Source organism: Thermogymnomonas acidicola JCM 13583 (assembly GCF_001316105.1).
Taxonomy (GTDB): Archaea; Thermoplasmatota; Thermoplasmata; order Thermoplasmatales; family Thermoplasmataceae; genus Thermogymnomonas; species Thermogymnomonas acidicola.
On sequence record NZ_BBCP01000004.1, the window covers coordinates 40,900 to 66,420 of the forward strand.

Here is a 25,521-nt window from a genome sequence, read left to right on the forward strand (position 1 = left end):
TATCTTATCCTGGACTGCACCCTTAAACTCTTCAAAGTTACCCGTTGTTAAAGTGATTATTGTTTTTGGATCCCTGTTGGGGGGGTACTCAAGCCATAGGCCAAAATTTCCAAGATAGATGCTGAAGTCACCTGGGATCTCACCTTAAGATTCTCATACCACCTTTGAACCCCCCCCTTGTTTTTCAATAATTTTCTATGTGTTGTAACGGGGGGGTTGATACGTGCATAACCACAGAAGTATAACAATTATTGCACCATCTTTAGTAAAGGATAGGTAGGGATTCGAACCCTAGTAGATGGGATCTGCAGTCCCACGCATAGCCACTCTGCCACCTATCCGGGATAGGAATAATCTGGGGGGGTTATAATAAACTTAGGAGTCCTTTACTGGGCCTGTGACTGCTTGATGCGTTCGAGCATCTGTATCCTCTTCGCAGGGTGCGGGTGGTCGGAGAAGAACGCTGCGAACCTCGAGACCTTCATTGTCTTCCACTCCTCCAGGAGCTGCCTGTAGTCCTTGATTTCGCCCTGGTCCGGGTTGCTTATGAAGAGCATCTCCGCAACGCTGCTGCTCGTGTTCCTGTTCCTCCTCCTGAAGAGCCTGTGTGTACCGGATGCGGCAACGATCTTGGCCAGGCCAGTCTCCAGGTTGTCAGCGCCGCCCGGCACTGTGAGCGCAGAGTTGGCGTCAGCATAGCTCTCACGCATCCTGTTGAAAGCAAGTATGAAGAACCTGAACAGGAACGAGAGGACTATGGCTATGATAGCGAAGAGCAGCACTATGCCCGCGTTCCTCTCCCTGCTCCCGGAGAAGAGGAGGAGGTAACCGAAGTAGAAGAGGAGCGTGGGTATCAGGCCGATGGCCAGGAGCATCTCCACATCGTGGTGCCTCAGGTGCCCGATCTCGTGCCCGAGGACAGCCTCTATCTCCTTCTCGTTCAGTATCCTGAGGAGGCCCCCCCTGGTCACTGCAACCCTCTTACCCGCTATGGGAGAGCCGTAGGCGAAGGCGTTGGGCATGTCCACCTCCGCGATGTATATGTCAGGCTTCCTCATGTTGTTGTATATGGCCACCCTGGTAACCACGGAATCGAGCATCTGGTATTCCGGGTCGCTCGGCGACAGTTTGTGTGTGCGGTAGGCCATACCTATGATGTACGGCCCGAAGAGCCACTGCAGTATGTCTATGAATATGAAGACAGGAAGCAGGAAGATGAGGAGGGCGAGGAAACCTATCCCGTAGCCCATGTACTGCTCTATCCCGTACACTATGGCGGCTGCCAGCAGGAATATGGCCAGCCCGAGGGCCACACTGCCCAGCCTGAGCTTTGCCGAGATAAGGTCCATATTTCCGATATCGAAAGTCGATATTTAAACATATCACGCACCGGTGCGCCGCTACAGTGGCACAGTATATAAGGTTCCATACGATCGCATGCGAGTGGCGTTCAGGTCGATCTTGTTCTGCTCTTCCGTGCCAGCGGATGTGCCTGGCATGCTCAGGAAGCCGATAGTCAGGAGGCACAGGGAATGCGTTGAGCTCGATATCTCCATACCCACCCCCCCTCTTTCTAGCATCCCAGCTTGCTGCTCCTCCTGCTACGTCTTCTCGGAGGGCAGGGTTGCTGACACGGAGGGCCCGGATATCCGGGAGGCCATCTCCTCCGCCAGGTTCCTGTTCTCAATGGAACGCTACTGGGAGGCGCACAACGTTCTCGAGGGCCTGTGGCGTGAAGAAAGGGGGGGAAAGAGGCGGGATGCCCTGCAGGCCATAATCCTGGTGGCCGCTGCGGGAGTGAAGGTCCAGATGGGTCAGGACAGTGCGTGCAGGGGGGGCCTGCTGAAGAGAGCCCAAGCGCTGTCCGAGCGTCTGGGCCTCACCTCAGAGGCAAGGCTCATCGATATGGAGTACCCATTCACCTTTCCGGAGGATATTGCCGGGTTTGTGCTTTCGGGCCAGTGAGTGCATTGAGTGCAGACAAAAGTAATTTAAGATGCCTGCAATCGGAACAGGAATGACTCACATCTCCGAGTTGCTCAACGATGACAGTGTGGGGGGGAAGCGTTTCACCATAAGGGGGGGCTGGGGTCTACAGGATAAGGAGCACCGGGAAACTGACGTTCGTCGTCATGAGGGACTCCACAGGAATAATACAGGTCCTGGCCAGGGGAGACAGGCTGGATGAGAACACGTATAAAGAGATAGAGGGCATGACAGTGGAGAGCAGCTGCGAGTTCACCGGCACGGTGAGGAAGGACGAGAGGGCCGTGACCGGATACGAGATGGACGCAGAGTCCTTCCGCCTCTACCACAGGAACGAGAACTTCCCCATAACAAGGGACAAGGGGGGGGAGGAGTTCCTCCTGGACAACAGGCACCTCTGGCTCAGGAGCAGGGAGATGACCTCTGTCCTCAAGGTAAGGTCCACGATATTCAGGGCCTATTCTGACTTCTTCTACGAGAACGGCTTCTACCAGGTACAGGCGCCCATGATGGTATCGACTGCAGTTGAGGGGGGGGCTCAACGCTCTTCAAGGTGCCGTTCTTCGATGAGGAGGTGAACCTCACACAGAGCTCGCAGTTCTACCTGGAGACCATGATCTTCAGCCTGGAGAACGTCTTCACGCTGGCGCCCAGTTTCAGGGCGGAGAAGTCCAGGACCAGGAGGCACCTCACAGAGTACTGGCACGGCGAGGCGGAGTGTGCCTGGGTGGACAACAGCGGCATGATGGACATCGAGGAGAGGATGATCGTATATATAGTGAAGAGGGTCCTCGAGGAGAACAGTGATGACCTCGCTGAACTGAAGAGAGATGTATCGAAGCTGGAGAAGGTGAAACAGCCGTTCCCGAGGGTCAGGTACGCGGAACTCATGAAGATGGCCGCAGGCTGGGGGGGCCTGGGCCTGAAGTACGGAGATGACCTTGGAGCGGATGAGGAGAGGGCCATAACGGTGCACTTCGACAGGCCAGTGTTCGTAACGCACTATCCTGCTTCGCTGAAGGCCTTCTACCACAGGCCGGACCCGGAGAACCCGTCAGAGGTCCTATGCCACGACCTCCTCGCCCCTGAGGGTTACGGGGGGGAGATCATAGGCGGTGGGGGGGAGAGGATATGGGAACTCGATGTGCTCCTTAAGCGCATGGAGGAGAACGGCCTGAGGCCAGAGGACTATTACTGGTACATCGACCTCAGAAGATACGGCAGCGTGCCCCCACTCTGGCTTCGGGCTGGGCATGGACAGGCTCGCCATGTGGGTCATGGGCCTCGATCACATAAGGGACGCCATACCATACCCCAGGACCGTGAGGCGCACAAGGCCTTGAATATGTCGTACCGGGACATGCGCAGGGCCCTGAGGCTCGAGGAGACCGAGGGCATACCGGTCTGGTTCATGCGGCAGGCCGGCCGCTACATGCGGGCCTACCGGGACGTCAGGAAGAGGTACACGATAAGGCAGGTCTGCATGCTGCCCGATGTCGTCTCTGAGGTCATGGAAGCGCCTGTCCAGAGGCTAGGGGGGGTTGATGCCGCAATCCTGTTCTCGGACATAACCCTGCCCCTGGAATACATAGGCATGCACGTGGAATTCCAGGAGGGCATCGGCCAGTGGTCTCCGGCCCGGTGCCCTGGGGGGGCAGGGAGGTCGAGGTCAGGCCAGACGTGTTTCCCCTGAGGGGGGGAGCGTTGAGGCGTTCAGGAAGAGGGACCCCCCCGATGTGCCGGTCATAGGCTTCTGCGGTGGCCCCCCCCTGACCGTGCTATCATATGTCCTGTCCACCGGGACGGACCGGGAACTCGAGGTAACAAGGAAGTTCATGCTAACAAGGAGAGAGGAGTTCATGGAGGCCATCTCGAACATATCTGCGGCGCTCCTCCAGGCGGCGAGGGAGCAGGTGTCCGGTGGGGGGGTGGATGCCGTGCAGGTCTTTGACAGCTGGCTCGGAGCACTCTCACCCAGCACGATCAGAAACTTTTACCTCGAAGCACTGCGTGATTTCGTCTCATCTGTCAGGGAACTTGGGAAGCCCGTCATCTTCTTCTCCACAGGCACTTCCGGCTACCTGGAGGTCTTGAGGGAACTTGACGCTGACATATACAGCCTGGACTGGCGGGTTGACCTGGCCAGGGCGTCCAGCGTGCTGAGGGACAGGGGGGGCATACAGGGCAACCTTGATCCCTATGTTGTCTCTGCCAGCCGGGAGGAGTGCATCAGGGAGGCCATGGAGATAAAGGAAAGGATGAAGGGGGGGAGGGCAGGATACATATTCAACCTGGGCCACGGCGTGAGGCCGGACACGGATGAGGAGACGCTCAGGGCGCTTGCTGAAACTGTTCATGGTGGTGGTGCATGAGGGAAGCGGTAATACTCATGGCATACGGCAGCCCCCCCACAAACCCTGATGACATAATGGAATACCTCAGGGACATATACCATGGCCACGAGCCGCCGGAGTATGCAGTGAAGGAGAACGTCGAAAAATACCGCATGGCTGGCGGCGTATCGCCGTCCAACAGGATCATAGAGAGCGTGAGGCAGAAACTCGAGGCTAGGCTGGCCAGGGAAGGCGATTTCAGGGTCATGCTTGGCTTCAAGCACTGGAGGCCGTCAATAGAGAGCGCGGTTAGGGAGGCCAGGGACTGGGGGGGGCCGGGATCATAAGGGCCATCATGCTCTTCCCATTCCCATCAGACAACGTGGAGGAGTCTTATCTGGAGCCCCCTCAAAGCATCGCTCTCTGCAGTCGGCTACGATGGCCAGATCGAGTTCATAGATGCCCTGGACAGGGCAGGTGATAGGTTCTATGACATGTGGGCTGAAATTGTGAGACCCCTGGTGGGCGGTGCCCATGTGCTCTACGATGCCCACTCGCTCCCGCTGAGGGAGAGCGGCGAGGAGGCCTATGTGGGCCATTTCAGGAGGAGCGCGGAGAGAATATCGGAGATGCTCGGCCTCGACAGGTACCTGTGGGGGGGCTTCCAGAGCATAGGCAGGTACGGGGGGGACAGGTGGCTCCGGCCGTCGGTCTATGATGTTACCAGGGACATCAGGGAGGGGGGGAGAAGGTCCTGGCCGTGCCGGTCGGGTTCGTCTACACGCACCTGGAGGTCCTCTACGACCTGGACTACGAGTTTGGCGGCAGCTGGTCGCCAGGGGGGGAGTTAGATATGAGAGGACGCCATTACCGGACGACAGGGATTCGTTCATAGAGCTGCTGAGGTCCCTGGCCACTGGCGGTGATTGATATGGAACCCGGAATAACTGCGTTCGCGTACGGCATGGAGGACTACATCAGGGAGGTTGCCAAGAAGGACACGGAGAGCGATATAGGCATCTGGAGCAAGAAGGAGGGCGAGAGGATCGTCACGTACCTCACAGCGACCAGGTACCCGGAGAAGCTGTCGTCCCTCACAGATGCCATGTACCCTGCGGACTTCGTCCTCCTCCCCCCCGCGGTGAAGCCGGACAGGAACATGGCGGAGGTCATGGTCGCAGCATCCCTCTCGGGCAAGCCCGCACTCGTCTATGCCCCGGATGGGTCCGACATGGATACCTTCAGGAACTATGCCAGGGCTGCAGGCCTGAAGGTCTCGTCAGTACTCCAGGGAAGCCCGATGGAGGTGCAGGCGCAGGTCCTGGAGATGAAGTCCCCCCCAAAACCTGAGGGGCCGACCACAGTCATAGTAGACCACTTCTTCACGGTCAGGAGCGTTGGAACTGTGGCTCTTGGCTTCGTGCTCCGCGGCACGCTGAGGAGGCACCAGAGGCTGAAGGTCTCCCACGTCAAGAGGGAGGTGCAGGTCAGGTCAATACAGGTGCACGACATTGACCAGGAGGAGGTGCCCCCGGGCACCAGGGTGGGCGTGGCACTCAAGAACATAGAGACTGAGGAACTCAGGAGGGGGGGTGCGCTCCTCACGGAGGGTGATGTTGAGTATGCGGTCGAATTCAGTGATATCAGGTACCACCCTGCCGTAAGGGAGAGGCTGAGGGACGGACAGGAGGTCTTTGCCATGGAGAGCATGCAGTACCAGAGGGGTTTCTTCAGTGGCTCGGTGAGGCTCGACAGGGAGATCGCTGTGGTGAAGAGGAAAGTACTCTTCGGGCACCCAAACATGTCACCCAGGGTTGCCGGTACCCTTGACCTGGGCCATGCGCCTGCTCTTTCCCTCGATTAGCGCCTTTGTGCCTATGTCGTGCCTCACGTAGTACCGGCCTGACACCCTCCAGAGGTTTCTTTCCACCTTGTCCGATGCCTCAGGTATGCTGTCCGCTGTGGCAATGAGAGCGAGGGACCTGCTGGTGCTCATCTCCACCCTCTCAGGCGTCCCGGACACTGCGGAGTAGTATATGTCGAAGTCCTCTGGCATGCCACTCCTGTCCACGGTGAGGGTACCCGGCTCGGGCTTCTCCCCCCCATAGCCCACAGGGACGATGTACTTGAGGCACGTGGCCTCCGTCCGGAAACGCGGCGGGGACAGCAGGGAGCCGTCCGCAATGGCCAGGAAAGTGTCGAGGAGGTCGCCATCGAAGACCTTCAGGACGTTCATGGCCTCCGGGTCACCGAACCTGGCGTTCACCTCTATCAGCACCGGGCCGCCTGAGGTCTCCATGAACTGCCCGTACATGATGCCTTTGAATGGCCTTCCCTCCTGCCCCATGGCCCTCACAACACTCCTCATTATGGACTTCGCCCTTTCCACAGAGCCGGAGATGAAGGGGGAGGCCGTGGTCCCGGTCGGAGATGGAGCCCATGCCACCGGTGTTCGGCCCCCCCCTGTCGCCCTCGTATGCCCTCTTGTAGTCCTGCACAACCGGCATGAAGTGTATCCTGCTCCCGTCGCAGAAGCCCTGCAGCGAGAACTCCTCGCCCTCAACCTTCCTCTCGACGAGCACCTTCCCGTCCCTGGTGACAACCTCCAGGGCGTATTCCATGGCAGCCTTCATGTCGGGGGAGCTGCTCCCCCCCCACGACCCTCACTCCCTTTCCGCCAGTCAGGCCGATGGGCTTCACCGCCACAGGGAAGTCCAGGTCCCTGAAAAGGTCCCTGACCTCTGCCTCTGAGGCGAGAACATGGTGTTCTATTGACCCACCTATGGAGTGCCTCTGGAGCAGCCCCCCCGCATGTAGGCCTTCGAGCTCTCGATCTCTGCCGCCAGCCTGGATGGGGAGGCCACCCTGATGCCCGCATCCTGCAGTGCGTCCGATACTCCCGCTGCGATTACGGGGTCAGGGCTCGCGAACGCTGCTTCCGCGCCCACCTCCCTCGCGTACCTCACGACCTCAGGTGCGCTCGTCTCATCGCCTATCCTGAAACCGGCCGTCAGGGATGCTATTGATGGGTTCCGGTTCTTCATGAAGGCGTAGAGGGTGGCACCGGCCTCCGCCAGCCTCCTGGCTATTGCGTCCTCCCTCCCACCGCCACCAACAAGGAGAAACTTAACTGACATCCTTCCCCCCCTCACCCTGCTGCTCCTTTATCTCGAACCTCTCATAGAAGGCTTTGGTTAGCCTCACCCTCTCGCTGTTCCTGTACCTGCGTGTGTATATGAGGCCCTTCTTCTTCAGGGACTGGAGCACAGACTTGTAATCGCTGCCCACCACGTACCTGAGCTCGCCCCCCCTGAAGCAGCCCGGTGCTTGGCTATGTAGGCCAGCGCATCTATCTCGCTCCTGCTCATCTCGGCCTCGGCAACGGGCATTGCTAGCTCCACGTACTCGCTCTTCAGGGCCATCCTGTACCTGTGCCCTATCCTCCTTATCTCCATGGCGGTGCCGTCGCCTGAGTACTGTTTGACGAGCTGCCTCAGCGCCTTCCTCACAGCACCCTCCTCCTCGCCCACGAGGGAGGAGAGGTCGGACACGCTGAGGGGCTGCCTAGTGGCGAAGAGCAGGGCCTCCAGCTCCTGATGAGGTCCATCAGGCCAGTTAGGCGCCCGGGATAGATTTAATTTACCCAGCCAGTGCTGCGGAAATGTACGTTTGCACGATCCCTTAATATATGTCTTGCCGATACGATGTCAGGTGCGAACACATGTTCGGGAACAGCTCCCGGCCACACTCACTGAATGCTGGAGAGAGCGAGACTGCACGTGGGGGGGAAATTCCACTGCCCTCTTTTACATATGGTTCGCCTCGAACGTGACCATAGGCGACTTCGCCCTGGGCTTCATACCCATTACCATGGGCCTCTCCATCAGCCTTTCCATTGCATCATTCCTCATGGGCACACTGCTGGGAGGTGCCCTCCTAGGCATCATGAGCGTTACGGGCTCAAGGACAGGAGTGGCGCAGATGGAGCAGGCTAAGGGTGCCTTCGGCAGGCTTGGGGGGGGCAGTCATGTCAGGCCTGCAGTGGCTCAACACGCTGGGATGGCTCACAGTGAACACCATACTGGCCTCTTATGCCATATACTACGCACACGTTTCCCTGGCCTACGAGGTGCCCCCCCTTGCGGTCGTGATTGTGGTCGTGGCCCTGATATCATTCTCGGGTTACAGGGCAATCCACCTGTTCGAGCTCGCCATGTCCTTCGTACTCGGGGGGGCCCTTGCAGTGTTCATCACCCTGCACACTATCACCTCTCCCCTCATCTCCGGTTACCACGCCTCGGGCAACCAGGCTGTGGCGTTCGGCGTCACCCTTGCCTCGTCCTTCTCATACATAATGTCCTGGGGGCCGTACGCCTCAGACTATTCCAGGAACATGAGGGAGGAGAGTGGGCGCTCCGGAGTGTTCCTGTGGTCATTCCTCGGGTCCGTGGTCGCATCGTTCTGGATGGAGTGCGTGGGTATGCTTGTGGCCATAGCATCCAGCGACGCTTCGGGCAACCCGGTGCTGGACCTTGCAAGGTACTGGGCCCTACGCTGCCATAGGCTGGTGGCCATCTTCCTCGGCGGTCTCTCGGCAAACTCCATAAACCTCTACTCCAACACCCTCTCCCTGCGCTCCCTGGGGGATGAAGGTCAGGCGCTCCTACCTCGTGGCCATCGCGAGCGCTGTGACCTTTGCCCTCTCCGTGGTGGGCTTTGCCGTGTTTTACCAGTTCTACGAGTCTTTCCTCCTGCTCCTTGACTACTGGATAACGCCCTGGCTTGCAATAATGATAGTGCACAGCTTCACCAGGGTCGGAAGGGACATGTCCAACCTTCCGGTGAACAGGTGGGCCGTGCTCTCCTACATACTGGCCATAGCGGTCTCCGTGCCCTTCATGGACCCGGGCGTGCTGTTCGAGGGCCCGGTGTCCAGGGTGCTGGGCGGTGTTGATATAAGCTACTACGTGTCCTTCGTCATCGCCGCACTGCTCTATTACTTCACCATGGCCAGGTACCGCAATTCTACGGAATACAGCGCTGCCAAGTGAAAGCATAATATGAGCATGTGGGTTAGAGGTGCGTGGCAGTGATATCTGACGGCCAGATCCAGGAGATGGCGAGGAACGGAATGATCGTGATCGAGGGGGGGTTCAGGGAGGGAAACCTGACACCCAACGGCTACGACCTCACGGTCGGGTCTGTGAAGGCCGGGGGGGAGAGAGGCAGATGAGGCGGAGGTGGCGCCTATGGGCCACTTCCTGGTCTCGACGCTTGAATACATCTACATACCTGAGGGCTACTGCGCGGAGATCTGGATAAGGTCCAGCTTCGCCAGGAAGGGCGTCATCGGCTCCTTCGGCTTCATCGATTCGGGCTTCAGGGGAAACCTCACACTATCCTTCTTCAACGCCGGGCAGGAGAGCATAAGGATCAGGAGGGGCGAAAGGGTGGCCCAGATGGTCATAATCAGAATGGAGAGGCCGCCGGACAGGGCCTACGGTGAGAGGAGCGGGAACTACCAGGGCAGCAGGGGAGTGGTCGAGAGCAGGCTCTGATCACCTCCTCACGGGCACATCGTACTCCATGAGCTCCCTGCTCAGGTAGCTCTCCGGGAATATCCCCCCCGTGGCCTCCGATTCCAAGGCACCGAGGTCCGATACCCTGGGGGGGCTGTAGTGGAACAGGAAGAACCTCCTCACTCCCGCGTCCCTGGCGATCTCGGCGGCCTGCCTCGAGGAGCTGTGCCCATACTCGTTGACCTTGGGCTCAAGCGAGGAATCTGTCGTCGTCTCATGTATGAGGACATCTGCGTCCCTGGCGAATTCAGCCATGTCTGCCATGGGCCTCGTGTCACCCGTGTAGACCACCTTCCTCCCCCCTTCCTTATGCCGCCCTTCACGTCCTCGATTGTGTAGACCTTGCCCCCCCGTATTCGATTGAGCCCTGCTCCCTGAGCCTCTCCAGGAGGCGTGAAGGTATCCTGAGTTTCTCGGCCTTCTCCCTGTCTATCCTCACCATGTCCTTCTCCTCGAAGGAGTAGGCCAGTGCAGGCACGGGGTGGTCGTTCCTGTGCGTCCTCACAACGAACTTTCCAAGGTCATAGGCCTCACCGGCCCTGAGCTCGTGTATCCTGACCTGGAAGCCCAAGGTGTAGTAGCCCACATTCAGTGCGTTGGAGAGTATGCCAATGGCCCCCCCAGCAGGGCCGTATATGTCCAGCGGTTCCTCCCTGCCGTTGAACGACATGCTCTGCACCAGGCCCAGGAGGCCCAGGAAGTGGTCACCGTGGAAGTGCGTTATGAAGACGTTCCTTATCCTCATGAAGGAGAGCTTGCTCTTCATTATCTGCTTCTGCGTGCCCTCCCCGCAGTCCAGGAGGTTGAACACCTCGTCTATCTGGAGGCCTATGGACGGCATACCCCCTCCCGGGCGTGGGCCACGACCCGCCGGTACCGAAGAAGGTGATCCTGATGTTCGAAGCCATCCCACACAGATCGGCGGGGGGGCGGTAAAATAGGTTGCGTTCCTACTGCTGCAGCAGCCTCTGCTTTGCCTTCTCCTGTGCGTAGCCCAGCTCCTCAACGCTCCTAATGCCCCCCCCGCTCCTGTACAGGAACTCCCACAGGTACGTGTCCGCGTGCACGCCCAGGCTCACGAATAGCCTCTCGAACTCAACCCTCATCTGCCTCCCCCCCCTCCTGTCAAAGTCGGTGAGGATTATGACCTCCCTGAACTCCTTGGCGACCTCCTCTGTGAAGGCCACCAGGCTGTTGCCGCTGTTCATGGTTATTATCTCTCCCCTGAAGTCGAGGCGCCTCAGCATGTTCACGTCGTTCCTGCCCTCAACAATGATAGGCACCCTTAAGTTCTTGGCCCTGTACTTCTCAAGAACCTTGAGTATCCTGGGCTCCCGCATCTCATGCGATCAGGGCAATGGAAGGCAATAAACTTTTTCAGGTGTGTGATGCTTCTCCCCCCCTGATATTGCGATGCAGAAATAAAAATAATAAAAATAGTTTCAGATTGGGTCAATTGCCAGACTTGTCACCTGTCCGCAGGTGCATCAATGAATATTCTACTAGGTTGTTAATTGTTGAGCCAGGTGGCACATCGTTGAAGTCTATGATACCCGAAACATCATTTGTTGGTTTTATCTCATACTCCTCAATGGTGTGATAGATCAGGTTTGCAAGGCCTTTGACCTGGATCAGACCGGATACGTTAACGGGTGCGCCTGTGGGGGGGAAATTCATAGCCACACCCATATCCGTGGTCTGTCTGGTCAGGCATGGTGGGATTACTGTAACAAAAAACCATTGTCTGCACGGGTCAGGTCGTAATATTCAGGGGGCGTTACTGCATTGGCCGGGTGAAAATAGGGATTTATTGCAACTCCCGAAGTAAGAAGTATAGTTACAAGAACAAGAACGGTGAGCCCGGCTCTAAGGAGCAGAATGACACTTCCTTCCTGTATATTTCAGTAAGGTAAAAGAGGAGTATCACACATAAGATCTTTCAAGAATTATGTAAAGAAAGTTTAATATAAATTGCCCTATTGGGCCAGCCATGGCGGAGATAACTGCTGTCACTTCCGACTACGTGCCCGGCAAGAAGATCGTCAAGGTCATCGGCACGGTCTGGGGGGGCATAACAGTGAGGAGCAGGGGGGGGCTCGGCGGCAACATTATGGCGAGCCTGAGGAGCCTGGCTGGCGGGGGGGAGATAAACGAGTACGTGAAGATGCTAAACGATGCCAGGAGCGTCGCTGTGCAGAGGCTCATGGACAGAGCGTCTTCGATGGGCGCGAATGCGGTGATATCGCTGCGCTTCGATTCCTCCGATATAGCGCAGGTCATGACGGAAATAGTTGCATACGGGACTGCAGTTGTAGTGGAGGACGGCTCCAGCGACGCAACCTACGTGAAGCTGGACTAGTCCCAGAAGCGCCTGTTGCGGGCGTAGTCCACCTCGGCGTTCAGGATGGCGCGGAGGAGGTCCTCCTCCGATGCGTAGGTAACCTCAAGGAGCCTTGATGCGGTCTCAGGGCCTATTCCCCCCCTGGCTGCCAGAACGATGAGTGCATCCGTGCCCCCCCTCTCGCGCACTATGTGCGCGTTCTTCACGAGCCTCCTCCTCTCCCTCTCACTTAACTTCGAGAAGTCCCTGTACCCGTTCTCCGCCTCGAATGGCGAGAGGGCGGCGACCAGGGAGCTGCCGCAGGAGGGGCACCTGACGGATTTCACGTCCCTCACTTTCACGGTCCTCACGTTGCCGCACACGGTGCAGACGAGCCTCATCTCCTCGTTCAGGAGCCTGTTCTTCACAGTCTCCAGGATTGCCCTTGTGGGCTTGAGCGGCGCAACCCTCTCCATGTAGTGGGAGAGGAAGACGTCCGACGAGCCTGCGGCCCACTGACATGCCTGACCCTGATCCGGCCTGACCTGAGGCCCTGTATGAAGCCATGAGGCCGGCATGTCCATGTAGTCGTGCACGAGTTTTCTCACCGAGTCGGTATAGAGTGGCGTGTCCAGGTAGGCCTCTATGATCTTCTCCAGCCTCACCCTGCTTATGTCGGCATCCCGCGAGATCACGCCGAACTTCCTGGCCTCGTAGAGGAAGACACTGGAGAAGAACCTCGAGCGCCTGGCCACTGACCTCACGTGGGCCTCAACGTTCTCTGGCTCCACCGACCTGATCACCCTCTCCACGTCCTCCGGCCTGAACCTCCTGGACACACGGAAGTAGATGTGGTATGGCGAGTAGTCCATCTCCACACTCTCACCGGTGACCTGCGTGAAGATGCTGGACAGGATCTCGGCCAGGGCAAAGTTTCCCCCTGGTCCCGAGGAGCACCTGCACTATGATCTCCGGGCCCCCCCTGACCTCTATGAGTACCTCGTCCAGGGTGGCCAGGCTGCCGGAATACCATTCCTCGAGGCGCTGCCTCGATTCCGGGTCCACAGCGTCCTCTATGTGCCTTGCCTTCCTGTTCTCCGAAACCCTCCTGACAACGTCAGGGAGCACAGGTATGTCTTCCCCCCCGGACCACTTGGGTGCAAGCGCGGCGGTGGGGGAACCTCTCCACAAGTATGCGGTCTTCGTCGACCCTCACGGTCCTCCATGTCTCGCCGCGCATGACGAAGTATGTCCCGGGCTCGATCTCGCTCACCACATACCTCTCGTCAAGTGTGCCAACGAACCTGTTGGACCCTATGTCGATTACCCTGTAGTTCTTCTCGCTGGGTATCATGCTGATGTTCTCTATGAAGTAGGTGAGGTTTCCCCCCCTGCCCCCCCTCGAGACGGACTCACCGTCGAACCTCAGCTTGCCCGTGGAGGAGAGGAATTTCACAACATCCAGGAATTGCTCCTCGGTCATGTTCCTGAACGGGTACGCCCTCCTGAAGAGTGAGAAGAGGTGTGTCCAGTGGTCGCGCCCGAGCACCCTGATCTCCGATATGAGCTGGTTGGCCAGCGTGGCCATCGAGTTCTCCATGATCCTTATGTCCTCCGTGTGGCCGGTGAAGGCGTACCCTATTATGGCGGCTGCCTCCTCCAGTTCCACCACGTCGGAACAGACAACGTAGCCTTTAGATACCCTGGTTATCCAGTGCCCTGACCTCCCAACCCTCTGGACGAGCTTGTTTATCTGCCTGGGCGAGTTGAACTGCAGCACAAGGTCCGCGGTGCCTATGTCTATCCCGAGCTCCAGGGAAGAGGTGCATATCAGGGCTTTGAGCCTGCCCTCCTTGAAGTCCTGCTCCGCTCTCTCCCTTGACTCCCTTGAGAGCGACCCGTGGTGGACAGATACAGGCGGGTCGCCCAGGAGCAGGCGCAGCCTGAAGGCCATGTCCTCGGCCACGCTCCTTGTGTTCGTGAACACCAGGGTGCCCCTGTGCTTCTCGATCAGCTCCCAGATGAGGAGGATTGCGCCTGCATACTGCTCGTCGCAGCCCATCTTCTCCGCGACCTCCCTGGGGGGCCTTCGGCGGAACGATGGCCCTTATGTCCAGCCTCTTCGATACCGGGCTCTGGACAATCCGGGCACCCCCCCTGACCGGGTCCAGGTAATGGGCGAGATCTCCAGGGTTGCCCACTGTGGCCGAGAGGCCGATCCTCTGGTAGTCACCTGCCACCTCTCTGAGCCTCTCCATGACCAGGGCGAACTGAGCGCCCCCCCTCTCGTTCTGGGCCATCTCGTGCAGTTCATCGACAATGAGACACCTCACCCTGGAAACGATCTCCCTCAGGCCCCCCCTGCTGGACAGCATTATCTGAAGCGATTCCGGAGTGGTGATCAGGATGTCCGCCGGTTCCTGGCTATCTCCCGCCTGTCAGCCTCTGTTATGTCGCTGTGCCTCACCTGCACCCTGAGGCCCAGGTCTGTTGCATAGCCCGTTATCCTCTGCATGAGGTCCCTGTTCAGTGCCCTCAGGGGCGTCACGTATATGACTTGCACCGGTTCTCCCGGTTGCTCCAGGATCCTCTGCAGCACAGGCACAAGGGCGGCCTCGGTCTTTCCAGATCCTGTGGGCGAGAGGATGAGGGCGTTCTCGCCGGAGAGTATAACAGGGAAAACATCCCTCTGAAGCTCCGTCAGCTCGCTTATGCCCCCCCTCCTTGCCAGTGTCTCGAGGATCCTCGAATCGATGGATATCAAGGCCACCAAAACCTCAAAAAGTATACATTTTTTCTAATCGAACACCTTTCGCGTTCACCATGAAGGTTGATCAGAAGTCATCGTCGTCGTCTTCGTCGTCGTAGTCGTCGTCATCGTCGTAGTCCCTTCTCTTTGAGTATGTGACCAACTTCACACCTCCGCAATCCGAAGGGAGAACCCATATTTATACTTTTCAAGGGCGCCCTGGAGGCCATCAAAGCTCTAATATATGCGGTAACGGTACGGGAATGGCATGGCGGAGAACCTGGCTAAGGTGGAGATCTCAAAGGACGGTGAGATATACTACGCGAAAATCATACTGCCCAACGGTGACGTTGTAACGCTTGAAAACGAGGACTTCGAGGAGGTTCTCGAACAGATAGCCAACGACCTGCAGGACAGGTACGGCTCCTGAGGCATCTGCGGGGGGGATGGCCCAGAGGTACGGCGGCAGCCTGCTAAGCTGTTTCTCGTATGAGAGCGTGGGTTCGAATCCCACTCCCCGCGCTTTAATTTTCAGCATGCGTTGAGGCCTGGTGTTTCCTGGCGCTTTCGCCTGTAGCCTGTGGACTGGAACATGCTCATGGCGGAGGTGCCTGGGCAGGGGGCTTCCACACCACGGTCATGATGCCGCCGATGATGCTCACCACCAGGCCCATTATGTAGCCACCGGAGGTACCGAGCCAGCTGAGAAAGCCGAAGAGCATTATCAGGCCCCCCCCGAGTAGCCTGTGCCTCTCCGGGTACCTGAGGGCAAGGAGGCCGAGGGCAATAATGACCACCCCCCCAACGGCCGTGCCGGCCAGTACCAGTGACAGGCCAGCCGTCTTATGGAGTATCCCTGTTATAACGTAGACGAGGTAGAGGCCCACTGCCACCACTATCACACCGCCTGCCACAGCGGTGACCGCTGAGTCCACAGGCCTGCTCTGCTGCACCCGTGGTCATGGGGGGGATATGGTAAATCTACTTTTCCCAGTCCTGTACACTCCCCTTGCAGCAGCCCGGGCACATGCTGAAGGGGGGGAGGCGAGGTGTCTATTGCAGCGTGATCGTCCTGGAGACAAAGGACTGTGGTGCTGTGAACTCTATCTGTGCCGAGGCGCCGGTCTCAGGAGTCACCTGACCCTCCACAGAGGCTCCCTGGGATATGTTGGTGCCGAAGGTGTTGGTCACGTTCAGTATTATCGCCGCCTGGTCGTCGGGTGAGAGCACAGGGTACTTCGATGTCATGGAGCTGCTCGGATCCTTTATCACTATGACACCGAACGATGTTGGGTTGTTGTGCGACCTGCCCAGCTCCGACCACACGGAGAGGCCGAAGAGGTTATCCGACCCCCCCGTTGAGGATATGTCAGCGAATATGCTCTGGTTGTAGACCAGTATGGCGGTGGTCCCGTCTATCGTCAGGGTTAGGGTGACGTTGGCAAGGTTGACAGGTGACCCCCCCCGGAGTTTGTTGTCACTATGATGGCAAGGTAGGTTATGCCGCCGCTCTCGGGCGGGTTCGCATAGTCGTAGCCCAGCACCTCAGTTGTGGCTATGCCGCTGGACACCTGCTGTATCGTGTTGGAGCCAGTGGACGTGGCCTTCTGCTGCAGTATGCCGGCAGTGTGTATCAGCACAGAGGCCGCCACAGCAGCCACAAGCACCATGGCTATGAACACTATCAGGACGCCTATCCCGGTCTCGGAACGGTCCTCCTCCCTGAGGGAGAACGCCTTCCGGATCAGCCTCCTGACCATTCTGAAACTGTTCATCTTCCTTTACCTCGCAGGTCTTTCTGTAAGTCCTTGTGTATATTCACTGGCAAGTATTTAAACGGGCCAGCGTATGGTATGCGAAATTTTTCACGGGCGCACCCATAGCCAGCGGGCCCTGCGCAACAGCACCTCACACATACATATGAAGGTGACAACCAGTCTGCAAAAAACCGTTTTGAATGCTCCCGGGCATAGACAATTACCATGCTGACCAGTGAGGATAAGAAGTTCATAGTGGAGAGTGTCAGGAAGGGGGGGTACCGGGTCGTGGATCTGGCGAAGATGTTCAACGTCACGCCCAGGAGGATACAGCAGATACTGAAGGAAGACCTCTCGGGCGACAGGCCCCCAGAGGAGGTCCTCGAAGCTGAGCGAGGAGGACGCGCGTGAGATAGACGAACTCTGGAACAACTACAAGATAGGTTCCAGGACGATATTCTACCTGCTCAAGAGCAGGGGGGGGAGGCGGGTGTCTTACTACCAGGTCTACAACTACATGCGCACCAAGAACATGATAAGGGGGGGGAAGGTACAGAAGGAGAGGGCCGAGAGCGAGGAGGAGAGGGAGCCACCGCTGTCGACCGTCTACCTTGACTACCACCAGACGTCCATAGACCACCCGTACGCGGTGGCCTGCATCGACCTCTCCACCAGGAAGATCGTGTCCATGAGGGAGAGCAGGAAGATCACGAAGGAGCTGGTGCAGGAAGTCCTCGCGTCACTCTTCGAGTTTGCGGCGAAGAACGGCCTGAAGGTGGGCAAGATCATCATGAGGAGCGGCGTACTCACCATCCTCTATGCGGCTACGGAGATACAGAGCTTCATAAAGGCCAACGGTGTGGCCGAGGTGGAGGCGGACAAGGGGGGGGCAACAGGGTACACCTCTCGCTCTCAAGGCTCTGGCAGAACTACGACAGGTTCAGGTGGGGGGGGTTCAACCACTCTGAGAACTTCCTTTACTGGTACAACAACAGACCCGTTATAAGCAGGTTCCAGAACCGCGTGACCACGCCAAACGAGATAATATCCAGTTTCCTCTCCTCCAACCAGGAGGAGGCAGGCCACATGGACTGAGGAGCGGGCCTCACTGGTCTCCCTTTGCATGTCCTCAGGGAGAGCCGTTGCGGCCCTTCATGCGACAGTTAAGGCGGCAACCAGGCCGTGGGGGGGCCATCGTTCTGCAGCGTGCCCTGATGACCCCGAGCTTTACAGGCAGGCACTGCGCATTTGGTGCATCCCGAAATGGGAGGGTTGCCAGGGGGGGTCCGCCCACGTGCAGGTTGCTGAATTGCAGTGATGTGTGTGCCGCTGCACCGCAGGTGGCATTCTCAGTTTCCTGCCCATACGGCAATGCCATATTTCCGGCCATGTTTTTAAGCAGCCCCGATATCCACAGGTGTGCGTGGAGGAGAGGTTAAGAGGGTGCCGGATGTGTGCGTCATAATGGCGGGTGGACGCGGCACCAGGCTCTCCAACCCTGACAAGGCCCTCATAAGGATAGCGGCCGGACACTACTCGAATGGAAGGTAAGCCACCTCCGCAGGCTGGCACCCGTGGTCGTCTGCTGCAGCCTGCACGCGGCCCGCACGGTGGCATACTGCATCAGGAAGGGTTACAGGGTCTACCTGGCACCCGGCCGCGGGTACCCGGAAGACCTGTCACTCCTCCTGAGGCGCCTGAAAGGCCTCTCCGTACTGGTGGTAGGAGTGGACTTATACATCCCCACCGCGGCCCTGGATCTCCTCATATCCTCAGAGGACGGCGGGGGGAGTGCATAACTGAGGCCACATACAGGGGGGGCAGAACGTGCCCCCCCTGGCACTGTTCTGTAGGGAGAGGAGTGATGGGGGGAGGAGGGCTATTCAGAGGTCCCCCCCCTGGACACGTTCGACATGGCCAACATAAACACACCTCATGACCTCGAGGAGGCGAGGAGGCTGTGGAGCAGGCACAGGTCAGGGTACATGTGAAGGCGTGCGAGGATGAGGAAGGAAACGGCAAAGGATATCCTGCCGATCTCACCCGTAAGGCCAAGGACATCGCCGTTGAAGCCGCCGAAGGCCCTGTGCAGGAATAGAGATGCTGCGATGGAGGAGGCAACGGCCACCAGGAGCGAGTAGGCGCCCGGCCCTGGGAACAACAGGGCGAGGACCAGCTGCGGCAGCGTGTTCGCCAGGACAGATGGGGGGGCCCTGCGCCTGTCCAGGGATTCCCTGAAGGACTGACCCATCCCACGGCCGAACGGCCTGCCGTGCAGAGCGGAGAGCACCATGGAGGACTTCGAGGCCATCTCCGCCAGGAGGAAGGCGAAGAAAGGGAACGGTGTGGAGGAGAAGGCTGACAGGAGGGCACCGTAGAGTATTACGAAAGTCACGATGCCCCCCCGGTCCCTGTCCTGCCGTCCTTCAGTGCTGCCCTCCTCTCCTCCACAGTACCGGTCTTCATGAGCGCGTCGCCGCAGTCTATGACGGCATCGGCATGGTGGTATCCGGTAAATATGAGGAGGAGCGCCACAGACAGCGATGATGCTGCAAGCTGGCCAGTGATGGGTGAGAGGAGCATGGGCAGGGCACCTATGGTGCCCGTGACCAGGGAAACTGCGGAGAAGTAGAGGACGTACGTGTCAGAGAACCGGAAGCTGCCCGCAGGTATCCTTGTGAGGAAGGAGAGGGCAGAGCGGAAACCATCGAGTGCCAATGAGACCTTGATCGTTGACCACTAAAAAATGCTTCATTCCCCAATTTACAGACGCATGGCACGGCCAGGAGCAGGGATCGCAGGCAGTGAGCAGGGCAACCATTTTATCGTGGCCAGCGATGGGCCAGGTGCTCCTCACAGTGAGGCCGCAGAGGCATGTGGAACACGGGGGGGGAGGCGCCAGGGGGGGAGATGGTGTCCTAGACCTCAGCGTGAACCTGAACACCGTATCGTTCAGTCACACAGGCAGGTACCCTGACCCTGACAGGGTGAGGGCAGAGAAGAGGGTGGCGGAATGGCTTGGCCTTGAGCCGGAGAGTGTGGCTATAGTCCCGGGTGCCACCTGGTTCATACACAGGGTCATGCCAGAGTTCACGGGAGAGAGGCCACTGATCATAGAGCCATCCTTCAGCGAGGTGCAAAGGGCACTGGCCCTTAGGCACAGGCCTGTGAGCCTTTACGACCGGACTCTGGAAAGGTACCCCAGGATCGTGAGGTCCGTTGGGCCCACAGCAGCGGTGCTTACAGTACCGGCGGCGCACACTGGCTCCATCATCGGCGGGGGGGAGCGGTCAGGAGCCTGGAAACAGAGGTGAACGGCCCCATCTTCATTGACGAGAGCTTCATGTTCTTCACGGGCCTCGAGGCTATGCCAAGAGGGCTTCCAGTTCTTCCGGCACTGTTGCATTCAGGTCACTCACGAAGGTGCTGGCGAGGCCGGAGATGAGGCTCGCCATTGTGACTTCAGGAGAGGAGTTCCTGGAGGCTGCGAGGATGCTGGCAGAACCCTGGTCATTGTCGGAAGAGGCTGTGGACTTCCTGCTCAAAGTCCCGTTGCCGGACCTCGATGGGCTTTCACTGGCCTACAGGGAACTGAGGGAGAGGCTGGTTGAGGGCCTGGAGCGCATGGGGGGGATGAGAGTCATAGGCAGGCCGTCGGCAAACTACCTGTCCTTCAGTGTCCCTGCCGGGATAACAGCAGAGAGGTTCCGGGAGAGGATGCTCTCCCTGGGCATAGCGGTGAGGAGGGTGGAGATCTACGGGGGGGCTGAGGCCATAAGGATGGCCGTGCCCGATGCCGGGAACCTTGACAGGGTCATGGATGCCCTCCGCAGGTCGGCCGGTGGTGGCAGCTGATGTCACCCATCCTGCCCGTGCTGCTGCCCCTGATCATCGTTGCGGCAGCCCTGGCGTATGACCTGGCGTTTGGCGAGTACCCGGAGGCCGTCCACCCCCCCGTTGTCTGGATCGGGAGGCTCGAAGCGTACCTTGACAGGTTCTTCAGGGCCTACGGGGGCAACGTTCGGCAACGGCCTGGCGTATGCCCTCTTCTGCCTCTTTGTGGTGGGAGTGGTGACGTTCGCTGTGCTCCACCTTGCATACCTGAGCCTGGTCTCCACGGTGGTCGTGTCCGCCTTCCTCCTCAAGTCCACGTTTGCCATAAGGTCAATGCTGCAGCATGTCAACGGTGTCCTCGATTCCCTTGATCGGGGGGGAGACGTACAGGAAGCGCGGATGAGGCTCTCCAGGCTGGTCAGGAGGGACACTTCCAGGATGGGGGGGTTTCCCACATATCATCGGCGTTGATAGAGAGCCTGGCCGAGGGCCTGGTCGACGGGGGGGTGCTCGGCCCGTTCCTCTTCTACGGCCTCTTCGGCATAATAGGCGCCATGGTATACCGGGCTGCCAACAACCTCGACTCCACGGTGGGCTACAAGGACAGCACCTACATACTCTTCGGAAGGCCAGCCGCGCTCATAGACACCTTATTCAACTACGTACCGGCGAGGGTATCTCCGGCCTTCATAGCCTGGCGGGGGGAGGCCACTGGCAGGAGGGCCAGGGGATCGGCCATAGAGTTCGCTGGCCTCACAGACAGTGCGAACGCTGGGTGGCCCATGAGCGCCATGGCCAAGCTGCTGGGCGTCTGGCTGGAGAAGCCGGGGGAGTACATAATAAATGAGGGTGGCCGGAACCCCCCCACCCCCCCTCTGACGTGAGGGATGCAGTGAGGATCTTTGTCCTCTCCTCCCTCCTCTTTATCTTCATCCTGGCCATGCCCATTGCGCTGGTAAGGGTGGTGGTCTGACTGTCCGATTCGATATTCGTCCTACTGGCAGGGACAACAGAGATATCCACAGTGCCCGGAATAACTGCGGCTGGCCCGAACCCTGGGGCAACATACCTCACCCCCCCCACGGTGGACAGCGAGATAGTGGTGGCCGGCTCACCGCTGAGCATAGACGTGCCGCCTGCAACCCCCCCAGATGGCATACCGACACCGGCCATATTCACAAGGGCGTGCCTGGACCTCACAGGCACAAGGAGGCTGGTTGTTGATGCTGGCCTCAGCGACACCCCCAAGGTGCCGCACCTGCACACGGGCCTGGGCACAGCAGGTGATCCGAGGCTGAAGCCAGCGTGCCCGAAGTTCCAGGAGGCCTTCGCCTACGGGCGCTACATAGCCTCAACACTGCTCAGGGGGCTACTCTAACATCTACCTGGCGGAGAGCGTGCCAGGTGGTACGACCACTGCAATGACAGTGCTCCGCCTCTGCGGCCTGGACTTCAGGAGCAGCAGCTCGATGCCTGACGACCCAACGGAACTGAAGGAGAGCGTTTACAACGACACTGTTTCCAGGATAGCCAGGAAAACGCTCTCACCCGGTGATGCGGTGAAGGAGGCGGGCGACTACATGATGTGCGTTGCCCTGGGCATAATATCCGAGAGCGATGGGGGGGTTATCCTGGCAGGGGGGGACACAGATGGCCTGCGTATCTTACCTTGCATCAAGGATACTGGACAGGCACGGGCTGCCTGTAATAACTACCAGCTGGGTGCTCCAGCACAGGTACCAGGACATAGCCAGGGTGGCTGGAAACGTGCAGGGCGTTGATGTTAGGGCCGACCTCTCCAGGCACCCCCCCGGCATAAGGAAGTACTCCGAGGGGGGGCACGTGAGGGAGGGCGTGGGCATGGGGGGGGCGGCCTACTTCATAGCGAAGTCCTCGGGCCTCTCTGACCTGGAGATCATGGAGGAGGTGGACACCCTGTACTCCTCCATGGTCCCGTGAAACACGAGCCTGGCAGCCTCAGCTGCATCCTCGGGCCGTGTGCACGGCATTTCCCTGCTGGCACCGTTAAGGCTTACCCTCACAACCGACCCGTCGTAATGGAGTTCCATCTGCCCGCCTCCCATCTGGCACCGTGCATGGCCAGGATCTCCTCGATCCTCCATGTGTCCCTGCCAGTCACCCTGACCCTCAGCCCGCTGAGGTCCCTCCTCACCGGAACGAATATGCCGTCCCTGACTGTGAACCCTGTGTCGTAAACCCTCTCCAGAATGTCCGTCCTTAGTACCTCCTCCGGCCTGCCATGCGCAACGACCTGCCCTTCCTTCATGAAGGTGATCCTGTGGCACAGGGCTGCCAGGGAGTTCACGTCGTGCAGCACCACCACCACTGTCTTCCCCATCAGAGATGCCTGCCTTATCAGGTCGTAGACAAGGAGCTCCCTGTCCACGTCCAGGAAGGCAGTCGGCTCATCCATCAGGACGAACTCCGTGTCCTGGTAGAGGGCTGCAGCGATCATGACGAGCCTCTTCTCCCCACCGCTGAGCGTTGAGAAATCCCTGTCCATGAGGTGCGCTATGCCAGTCCTCGCCGCCACAGATTCCAGGGACAGGCTGCTGCCAGACCAGGTGCCGTAGAGGGAGACTATGTCCCTGACCCTGAACGATATCGGCTCCGGGTGTTCCTGGTGCACCACAGAGATCTTGGAAGCCCTCTCCCTCTCGCTGTATTCCCCTATCTCCCTGCCGTCGATCAGGATAGCGCCTCTGTCCAGCCTCAGGTAGCCGTAAATTGCCCTCAGGAGCGTTGACTTCCCCCCCGAGCCGTTCTTGCCACCTATCCCGTTGATCCTGCCCTTCTCCAGGGGTATCGTTACGTCCCTGACCGAGAAGGAGCCAAGCCTCAGGCCACGTTGATAAGGCCGCTATCGGGCTGTCCCATGCACCACCCTCCTCACGAGGTACAGGAAGAACGGCACACCCACGATGCCTGTCACTATGCCAATTGGTATGACCTCCCCCCCCGGCAGAACCATCTTAGATACGTCCTCAGCGACTAAGAGGAACATCGCCCCGAAGACCGCAGAATAAGGTATCACCTTCGAGTTGGTGCCACCGTAGAGTATCCTGGAGATGTGGGGGGGCACGATCAGGCCCACGAAGCCTATGAGGCCGCTTACTGAGACCACCGCTGAAACGCTCAGCGTCGTCACGGCTATGGCGGTTGCCCTCACCCTCTCCACCCTCACGCCAATGGAGTGCGCGTGCTGGTCACCGAGCTGCAGTGCGTCCAGAGACCTGTTCATGGAGAAGGCCGCGGCCATGCACAGGACAACCACGACCGTCACGGGGGGGCGCAGCTCTCCCCCCAGGTTATGCCGTTAATCGAGCCCAGGAGCCAGAAGTAGGCCTCGTTCTCAAGCGCGGGCCTGGTATAGAGGAGGAGGGCGACCATGGATGAGGTGAAGAGCGATATGGCTATGCCTGCCAGCAGCAGGTATGTTGGGGGGGGTGCCCTCCCTCCCCCCCTGAAGGAGAAGAGGTAAACGGCCGAGACCACCGCTATGGAGAAGACGAAGGCCAGGACCTGGAGCTGTATATGCCGAAGACTGTGATGCCTGAGACGAACGCTATCACTGCACCCAGGGCAGCGCCGCTGGATATGCCTATTATGTAGGGTTCAGTTATCGGGTTCCTGAACACGCTCTGTATCACTGCACCGCCCACGCCCAGTGAGGCACCCACAACCAGGGAGCCTATCACCTCTGGCTCCCGGAGGTACACGACGATGATATAGTAGGCCCTGGGCCAGGTAGCGTGGATGTAAGAGGATATGCCCGGTATCTGGCTACCCACTATCCTGAACGTGGTGCTGGCCGGTATCCTTATCGAACCGATGATGAGTGAGAGTACCGATAGGGCCACCAGTGCCAGTGGTGGGATGATGTATGTCGCACCCCCCCTCAGTGCCACCGAGTCTAGTGATACATACCTCATATGGACGGCATGCCAAGGGTCGGCGGGTATTTCAGGGCGATGGGGAACTGCGGCAGCTGCACGTAGACGTGGTACACCTCGTATATGAGCCACTGTATGGCGTACATTATCCTGAAGTCTGGTTCGTTGAAGAAGCTGTCATTGAAGAGCGTGTAGACCCTGTGGTCTATGTAGGCCGGGGGGGTTGAGTTGAACGGCTCAACCTGCACGTTGGAGTAGTTCACGTACTGGTCAAGGAGTATGACCTGGGGGGGCTGTTGTTAGCAGTGGCGTTGGCAATGAACGATGGGTTGACCTCGTAGTACCCGGGGGGGGCAGTTGCAATGTTTATCAGCCGGAGTACTGGAAGATCTGGTTCAGGAATGTTCCGTTGCCAGCCGTCCAGTCGCCTGGGGGGGCGTAGAGGTAGTAGAACACAGTGTACCTCTGGTGTATCTGCGAGAGTGCGCTGTCTATGGCATCAATCGATTCGTTCATCCAGTCCACGATCTTGGAGGCATTGCTCTCAGTCCCGGTCAGCTCGCCGAGCATAAGGGTGAAGTTCTCGATCTGGCTGAAGCTCTCCGGGTTGTCCAGTATGAACGGTATGTCGAGAGTGTTATTTATTGTGTAACCGTAGCTCGGCATGGTAGTGCCGTAGCCCAGGACTGCCTGCGGGCTCAGGTTCACGAGTTCCTCGTAGTTAACGCTAAAAGAATTGCCTACGTTCGGCAAAGTCTCGTTCGGCGGGTAGTAATCGAAGGGGGGGTTCCCACCAACAAGGTCCTTGTAGGCGCCGAGCGCATAGAGCGTTACCGTTGCGCTCGGGTCAAGCGAGACGATCCTCGTTAGGGGCTGCTGGAACACGAACTTCGTCCCCCCTAGGGCATCGTGTATCACGATCTCACCGCGCTGGGGCTGTGGGGGGGCCCTGTAGTGGTAGCCAACGACACTGAAGGCGACCACCACCACTACGATGACAACGGCTATTGACCAGAATGTGCTGTTCTTCATGCTGATCACCAATTTTA

General features: G+C 58.8%; 35 protein-coding genes, 1 tRNA gene and 6 pseudogenes. 21 read left to right on the forward strand and 21 right to left on the reverse strand.

Annotation, left to right across the window (positions count from 1 at the left end; translation table 11 throughout):
• Positions 1-269 precede the first annotated feature (269 nt).
• A tRNA-Cys gene (locus JCM13583_RS04315) sits at positions 270-341 on the reverse strand.
• A 45-nt stretch (positions 342-386) separates the two neighbouring features.
• A complete protein-coding gene (gene htpX / locus JCM13583_RS04320) occupies positions 387-1,349 on the reverse strand; it encodes a zinc metalloprotease HtpX (protein ID WP_075056824.1) in 963 nt (320 codons plus the stop codon).
• 88 nt (positions 1,350-1,437) lie between these two features.
• On the opposite strand from htpX, the gene JCM13583_RS04325 reads away from it, so the two are divergent.
• The 7 genes and pseudogenes from JCM13583_RS04325 to JCM13583_RS04355 all read left to right on the forward strand — a co-directional run bounded on the left by JCM13583_RS04325 (position 1,438) and on the right by JCM13583_RS04355 (position 6,183).
• A complete protein-coding gene (locus JCM13583_RS04325) occupies positions 1,438-1,965 on the forward strand; it encodes a DUF309 domain-containing protein (RefSeq protein WP_162509377.1) in 528 nt (175 codons plus the stop codon).
• A gap of 52 nt (positions 1,966-2,017) precedes the next feature.
• Positions 2,018-3,329, forward strand: a pseudogene (gene asnS, locus JCM13583_RS04330) (asparagine--tRNA ligase).
• 17 nt (positions 3,330-3,346) lie between these two features.
• Complete coding sequence (locus tag JCM13583_RS04335; RefSeq protein WP_171823433.1) at positions 3,347-3,679, forward strand: hypothetical protein; 333 nt, start codon at positions 3,347-3,349, stop codon at positions 3,677-3,679.
• Positions 3,680-3,722: 43 nt separating this feature from the next.
• Positions 3,723-4,358: a hypothetical protein gene (locus tag JCM13583_RS04340; RefSeq protein WP_075056827.1), complete on the forward strand. Its 636-nt coding sequence runs from the start codon at positions 3,723-3,725 to the stop codon at positions 4,356-4,358.
• Entirely contained in the window at positions 4,355-4,666 is a 312-nt protein-coding gene (locus JCM13583_RS04345) for a ferrochelatase (protein WP_075056828.1), read from the forward strand. Before JCM13583_RS04340 ends, JCM13583_RS04345 begins: the two co-directional genes overlap by 4 nt.
• Positions 4,667-4,813: 147 nt before the next feature.
• The gene (locus JCM13583_RS04350) at positions 4,814-5,170 is read left to right on the forward strand and encodes a ferrochelatase (protein WP_075056829.1); all 357 of its coding nucleotides are present in this window, start codon (positions 4,814-4,816) and stop codon (positions 5,168-5,170) included.
• Between the two features lie 71 nt (positions 5,171-5,241).
• Entirely contained in the window at positions 5,242-6,183 is a 942-nt protein-coding gene (locus JCM13583_RS04355; protein WP_075056830.1) for a hypothetical protein, read from the forward strand.
• Here the strand turns inward: JCM13583_RS04355 and JCM13583_RS12125 are convergent.
• From JCM13583_RS12125 to JCM13583_RS04365, 5 genes are all read right to left on the reverse strand, one after another.
• On the reverse strand, positions 6,124-6,618 hold the full coding sequence (locus JCM13583_RS12125; protein WP_171823434.1) for a hypothetical protein: 495 nt from the start codon (positions 6,616-6,618) through the stop codon (positions 6,124-6,126). The two genes, JCM13583_RS04355 and JCM13583_RS12125, sit on opposite strands and share 60 nt — an antisense overlap.
• Positions 6,566-6,952: a hypothetical protein gene (locus tag JCM13583_RS12130; RefSeq protein WP_162509380.1), complete on the reverse strand. Its 387-nt coding sequence runs from the start codon at positions 6,950-6,952 to the stop codon at positions 6,566-6,568. Before JCM13583_RS12130 ends, JCM13583_RS12125 begins: the two co-directional genes overlap by 53 nt.
• A gap of 147 nt (positions 6,953-7,099) precedes the next feature.
• A complete protein-coding gene (locus tag JCM13583_RS12135) occupies positions 7,100-7,456 on the reverse strand; it encodes a hypothetical protein (protein ID WP_162509381.1) in 357 nt (118 codons plus the stop codon).
• Entirely contained in the window at positions 7,446-7,610 is a 165-nt protein-coding gene (locus tag JCM13583_RS13820; RefSeq protein WP_171823435.1) for a hypothetical protein, read from the reverse strand. Before JCM13583_RS13820 ends, JCM13583_RS12135 begins: the two co-directional genes overlap by 11 nt.
• Positions 7,571-8,020, reverse strand: a complete 450-nt coding sequence (locus JCM13583_RS04365; protein ID WP_162509382.1) for an SMC-Scp complex subunit ScpB — start codon at positions 8,018-8,020, stop codon at positions 7,571-7,573. Before JCM13583_RS04365 ends, JCM13583_RS13820 begins: the two co-directional genes overlap by 40 nt.
• Before the next feature lie 10 nt (positions 8,021-8,030).
• Between JCM13583_RS04365 and JCM13583_RS04370 the strand changes: the two genes are divergently transcribed.
• The 3 genes and pseudogenes from JCM13583_RS04370 (at position 8,031) to JCM13583_RS04380 (ending at position 9,877) form a co-directional block, all read left to right on the forward strand.
• A complete protein-coding gene (locus JCM13583_RS04370; protein WP_075056832.1) occupies positions 8,031-8,882 on the forward strand; it encodes a cytosine permease in 852 nt (283 codons plus the stop codon).
• Between the two features lie 83 nt (positions 8,883-8,965).
• The gene (locus JCM13583_RS04375; RefSeq protein ID WP_075056833.1) at positions 8,966-9,370 is read left to right on the forward strand and encodes a hypothetical protein; all 405 of its coding nucleotides are present in this window, start codon (positions 8,966-8,968) and stop codon (positions 9,368-9,370) included.
• A 65-nt stretch (positions 9,371-9,435) separates the two neighbouring features.
• Positions 9,436-9,877 (forward strand): annotated as a pseudogene (locus JCM13583_RS04380) (dCTP deaminase).
• On the opposite strand, the pseudogene rnz reads toward JCM13583_RS04380, so the two are convergent.
• The 3 genes and pseudogenes from rnz to JCM13583_RS04395 all read right to left on the reverse strand — a co-directional run bounded on the left by rnz (position 9,878) and on the right by JCM13583_RS04395 (position 11,581).
• Positions 9,878-10,806: pseudogene (gene rnz / locus JCM13583_RS04385) on the reverse strand (ribonuclease Z).
• Positions 10,807-10,848: 42 nt separating this feature from the next.
• Complete coding sequence (locus tag JCM13583_RS04390; RefSeq protein WP_075056834.1) at positions 10,849-11,238, reverse strand: hypothetical protein; 390 nt, start codon at positions 11,236-11,238, stop codon at positions 10,849-10,851.
• A 112-nt stretch (positions 11,239-11,350) separates the two neighbouring features.
• Positions 11,351-11,581, reverse strand: a complete 231-nt coding sequence (locus JCM13583_RS04395) for a hypothetical protein (RefSeq protein ID WP_162509384.1) — start codon at positions 11,579-11,581, stop codon at positions 11,351-11,353.
• A gap of 307 nt (positions 11,582-11,888) precedes the next feature.
• Here JCM13583_RS04395 and JCM13583_RS04400 point away from each other — a divergent pair, with 307 nt between their 5' ends.
• Positions 11,889-12,257 carry a heavy metal-binding domain-containing protein gene (locus JCM13583_RS04400; RefSeq protein WP_075056836.1) on the forward strand — a complete coding sequence of 123 codons (369 nt, stop codon included), beginning with the start codon at positions 11,889-11,891 and terminating at the stop codon, positions 12,255-12,257.
• On the opposite strand, the pseudogene JCM13583_RS04405 reads toward JCM13583_RS04400, so the two are convergent.
• A pseudogene (locus JCM13583_RS04405) lies at positions 12,254-14,991 on the reverse strand (DEAD/DEAH box helicase). The gene JCM13583_RS04400 and the pseudogene JCM13583_RS04405 sit on opposite strands and share 4 nt — an antisense overlap.
• Positions 14,992-15,235: 244 nt before the next feature.
• Between JCM13583_RS04405 and JCM13583_RS13825 the strand changes: the two are divergent.
• The gene (locus JCM13583_RS13825; RefSeq protein WP_171823436.1) at positions 15,236-15,397 is read left to right on the forward strand and encodes a hypothetical protein; all 162 of its coding nucleotides are present in this window, start codon (positions 15,236-15,238) and stop codon (positions 15,395-15,397) included.
• 166 nt (positions 15,398-15,563) lie between these two features.
• Here JCM13583_RS13825 and JCM13583_RS04415 read toward each other — a convergent pair whose 3' ends face one another.
• Both JCM13583_RS04415 and JCM13583_RS04420 read right to left on the reverse strand, forming a co-directional pair.
• Entirely contained in the window at positions 15,564-15,920 is a 357-nt protein-coding gene (locus JCM13583_RS04415; protein WP_075056837.1) for a DUF6114 domain-containing protein, read from the reverse strand.
• Between the two features lie 100 nt (positions 15,921-16,020).
• Positions 16,021-16,742 (reverse strand): annotated as a pseudogene (locus JCM13583_RS04420) (flagellin).
• Between the two features lie 207 nt (positions 16,743-16,949).
• Here JCM13583_RS04420 and JCM13583_RS12140 point away from each other — a divergent pair.
• Both JCM13583_RS12140 and JCM13583_RS04435 read left to right on the forward strand, forming a co-directional pair.
• A pseudogene (locus tag JCM13583_RS12140) lies at positions 16,950-17,819 on the forward strand (transposase).
• Between the two features lie 479 nt (positions 17,820-18,298).
• A complete protein-coding gene (locus JCM13583_RS04435; RefSeq protein ID WP_075056840.1) occupies positions 18,299-18,523 on the forward strand; it encodes a hypothetical protein in 225 nt (74 codons plus the stop codon).
• Positions 18,524-18,657: 134 nt separating this feature from the next.
• Here JCM13583_RS04435 and JCM13583_RS04440 read toward each other — a convergent pair whose 3' ends face one another.
• Positions 18,658-19,119 (reverse strand): adenosylcobinamide-GDP ribazoletransferase, encoded by a 462-nt coding sequence (locus JCM13583_RS04440; protein ID WP_075056841.1) that lies wholly within the window; start codon positions 19,117-19,119, stop codon positions 18,658-18,660.
• Positions 19,116-19,442: an adenosylcobinamide-GDP ribazoletransferase gene (locus tag JCM13583_RS04445; protein ID WP_075056842.1), complete on the reverse strand. Its 327-nt coding sequence runs from the start codon at positions 19,440-19,442 to the stop codon at positions 19,116-19,118. The genes JCM13583_RS04440 and JCM13583_RS04445 overlap by 4 nt, the downstream gene beginning before the upstream one ends.
• Before the next feature lie 86 nt (positions 19,443-19,528).
• Here JCM13583_RS04445 and JCM13583_RS04450 point away from each other — a divergent pair, with 86 nt between their 5' ends.
• The 7 genes from JCM13583_RS04450 (at position 19,529) to JCM13583_RS12150 (ending at position 22,517) form a co-directional block, all read left to right on the forward strand.
• On the forward strand, positions 19,529-20,038 hold the full coding sequence (locus JCM13583_RS04450) for a hypothetical protein (protein WP_162509386.1): 510 nt from the start codon (positions 19,529-19,531) through the stop codon (positions 20,036-20,038).
• A gap of 109 nt (positions 20,039-20,147) precedes the next feature.
• A complete protein-coding gene (locus tag JCM13583_RS04455; RefSeq protein WP_075056844.1) occupies positions 20,148-20,579 on the forward strand; it encodes an aminotransferase class I/II-fold pyridoxal phosphate-dependent enzyme in 432 nt (143 codons plus the stop codon).
• A gap of 132 nt (positions 20,580-20,711) precedes the next feature.
• Entirely contained in the window at positions 20,712-21,029 is a 318-nt protein-coding gene (locus tag JCM13583_RS04460; protein WP_075056845.1) for a cobalamin biosynthesis protein, read from the forward strand.
• Positions 21,026-21,442 carry a cobalamin biosynthesis protein gene (locus JCM13583_RS04465; RefSeq protein WP_075056846.1) on the forward strand — a complete coding sequence of 139 codons (417 nt, stop codon included), beginning with the start codon at positions 21,026-21,028 and terminating at the stop codon, positions 21,440-21,442. The genes JCM13583_RS04460 and JCM13583_RS04465 overlap by 4 nt, the downstream gene beginning before the upstream one ends.
• A 140-nt stretch (positions 21,443-21,582) precedes the next feature.
• Positions 21,583-21,936: a hypothetical protein gene (locus JCM13583_RS04470; protein ID WP_075056847.1), complete on the forward strand. Its 354-nt coding sequence runs from the start codon at positions 21,583-21,585 to the stop codon at positions 21,934-21,936.
• Positions 21,937-21,955: 19 nt separating this feature from the next.
• Entirely contained in the window at positions 21,956-22,339 is a 384-nt protein-coding gene (locus JCM13583_RS12145; protein WP_162509389.1) for a hypothetical protein, read from the forward strand.
• Complete coding sequence (locus tag JCM13583_RS12150; RefSeq protein ID WP_162509390.1) at positions 22,326-22,517, forward strand: hypothetical protein; 192 nt, start codon at positions 22,326-22,328, stop codon at positions 22,515-22,517. Before JCM13583_RS12145 ends, JCM13583_RS12150 begins: the two co-directional genes overlap by 14 nt.
• A 79-nt stretch (positions 22,518-22,596) precedes the next feature.
• Here the strand turns inward: JCM13583_RS12150 and JCM13583_RS04480 are convergent, their stop codons facing one another.
• The 6 genes from JCM13583_RS04480 to JCM13583_RS04505 form a co-directional block, all read right to left on the reverse strand.
• Positions 22,597-23,421, reverse strand: coding sequence for an ABC transporter ATP-binding protein (locus JCM13583_RS04480; protein WP_162509391.1), 825 nt, complete (start codon positions 23,419-23,421; stop codon positions 22,597-22,599).
• Between the two features lie 18 nt (positions 23,422-23,439).
• On the reverse strand, positions 23,440-23,862 hold the full coding sequence (locus JCM13583_RS04485) for an iron ABC transporter permease (protein WP_075056850.1): 423 nt from the start codon (positions 23,860-23,862) through the stop codon (positions 23,440-23,442).
• Positions 23,859-24,176 carry an iron chelate uptake ABC transporter family permease subunit gene (locus JCM13583_RS04490; RefSeq protein WP_162509392.1) on the reverse strand — a complete coding sequence of 106 codons (318 nt, stop codon included), beginning with the start codon at positions 24,174-24,176 and terminating at the stop codon, positions 23,859-23,861. The genes JCM13583_RS04485 and JCM13583_RS04490 overlap by 4 nt, the downstream gene beginning before the upstream one ends.
• Positions 24,077-24,511, reverse strand: coding sequence for an iron chelate uptake ABC transporter family permease subunit (locus JCM13583_RS04495; protein WP_075056852.1), 435 nt, complete (start codon positions 24,509-24,511; stop codon positions 24,077-24,079). Before JCM13583_RS04495 ends, JCM13583_RS04490 begins: the two co-directional genes overlap by 100 nt.
• Entirely contained in the window at positions 24,508-24,735 is a 228-nt protein-coding gene (locus JCM13583_RS04500) for a hypothetical protein (protein ID WP_075056853.1), read from the reverse strand. The genes JCM13583_RS04495 and JCM13583_RS04500 overlap by 4 nt, the downstream gene beginning before the upstream one ends.
• Before the next feature lie 106 nt (positions 24,736-24,841).
• A complete protein-coding gene (locus JCM13583_RS04505; RefSeq protein WP_162509393.1) occupies positions 24,842-25,504 on the reverse strand; it encodes an ABC transporter substrate-binding protein in 663 nt (220 codons plus the stop codon).
• Positions 25,505-25,521: the final 17 nt, after the last annotated feature.

Excerpts from the sequence above, each read along its gene's own strand:
- htpX (WP_075056824.1), bottom strand. The coding sequence starts at position 1,349 with ATGGACCTTATCTCGGCAAAGCTCAGGCTGGGCAGTGTGGCCCTCGGG.
- JCM13583_RS04495 (WP_075056852.1), bottom strand. The coding sequence starts at position 24,511 with ATGAGGTATGTATCACTAGACTCGGTGGCACTGAGGGGGGGTGCGACA.
- JCM13583_RS04375 (WP_075056833.1), top strand. The coding sequence starts at position 8,966 with ATGAAGGTCAGGCGCTCCTACCTCGTGGCCATCGCGAGCGCTGTGACC.
- JCM13583_RS13825 (WP_171823436.1), top strand. The coding sequence starts at position 15,236 with ATGGCGGAGAACCTGGCTAAGGTGGAGATCTCAAAGGACGGTGAGATA.
- JCM13583_RS04505 (WP_162509393.1), bottom strand. The coding sequence starts at position 25,504 with ATGAAGAACAGCACATTCTGGTCAATAGCCGTTGTCATCGTAGTGGTG.
- JCM13583_RS04325 (WP_162509377.1), top strand. The coding sequence starts at position 1,438 with ATGCGAGTGGCGTTCAGGTCGATCTTGTTCTGCTCTTCCGTGCCAGCG.
- JCM13583_RS12125 (WP_171823434.1), bottom strand. The coding sequence starts at position 6,618 with ATGGAGACCTCAGGCGGCCCGGTGCTGATAGAGGTGAACGCCAGGTTC.
- JCM13583_RS04350 (WP_075056829.1), top strand. The coding sequence starts at position 4,814 with ATGTGGGCTGAAATTGTGAGACCCCTGGTGGGCGGTGCCCATGTGCTC.
- JCM13583_RS04400 (WP_075056836.1), top strand. The coding sequence starts at position 11,889 with ATGGCGGAGATAACTGCTGTCACTTCCGACTACGTGCCCGGCAAGAAG.
- JCM13583_RS04345 (WP_075056828.1), top strand. The coding sequence starts at position 4,355 with ATGAGGGAAGCGGTAATACTCATGGCATACGGCAGCCCCCCCACAAAC.
- JCM13583_RS04335 (WP_171823433.1), top strand. The coding sequence starts at position 3,347 with ATGCGCAGGGCCCTGAGGCTCGAGGAGACCGAGGGCATACCGGTCTGG.
- JCM13583_RS12135 (WP_162509381.1), bottom strand. The coding sequence starts at position 7,456 with ATGTCAGTTAAGTTTCTCCTTGTTGGTGGCGGTGGGAGGGAGGACGCA.
- JCM13583_RS04390 (WP_075056834.1), bottom strand. The coding sequence starts at position 11,238 with ATGCGGGAGCCCAGGATACTCAAGGTTCTTGAGAAGTACAGGGCCAAG.
- JCM13583_RS12130 (WP_162509380.1), bottom strand. The coding sequence starts at position 6,952 with ATGAAGGCTGCCATGGAATACGCCCTGGAGGTTGTCACCAGGGACGGG.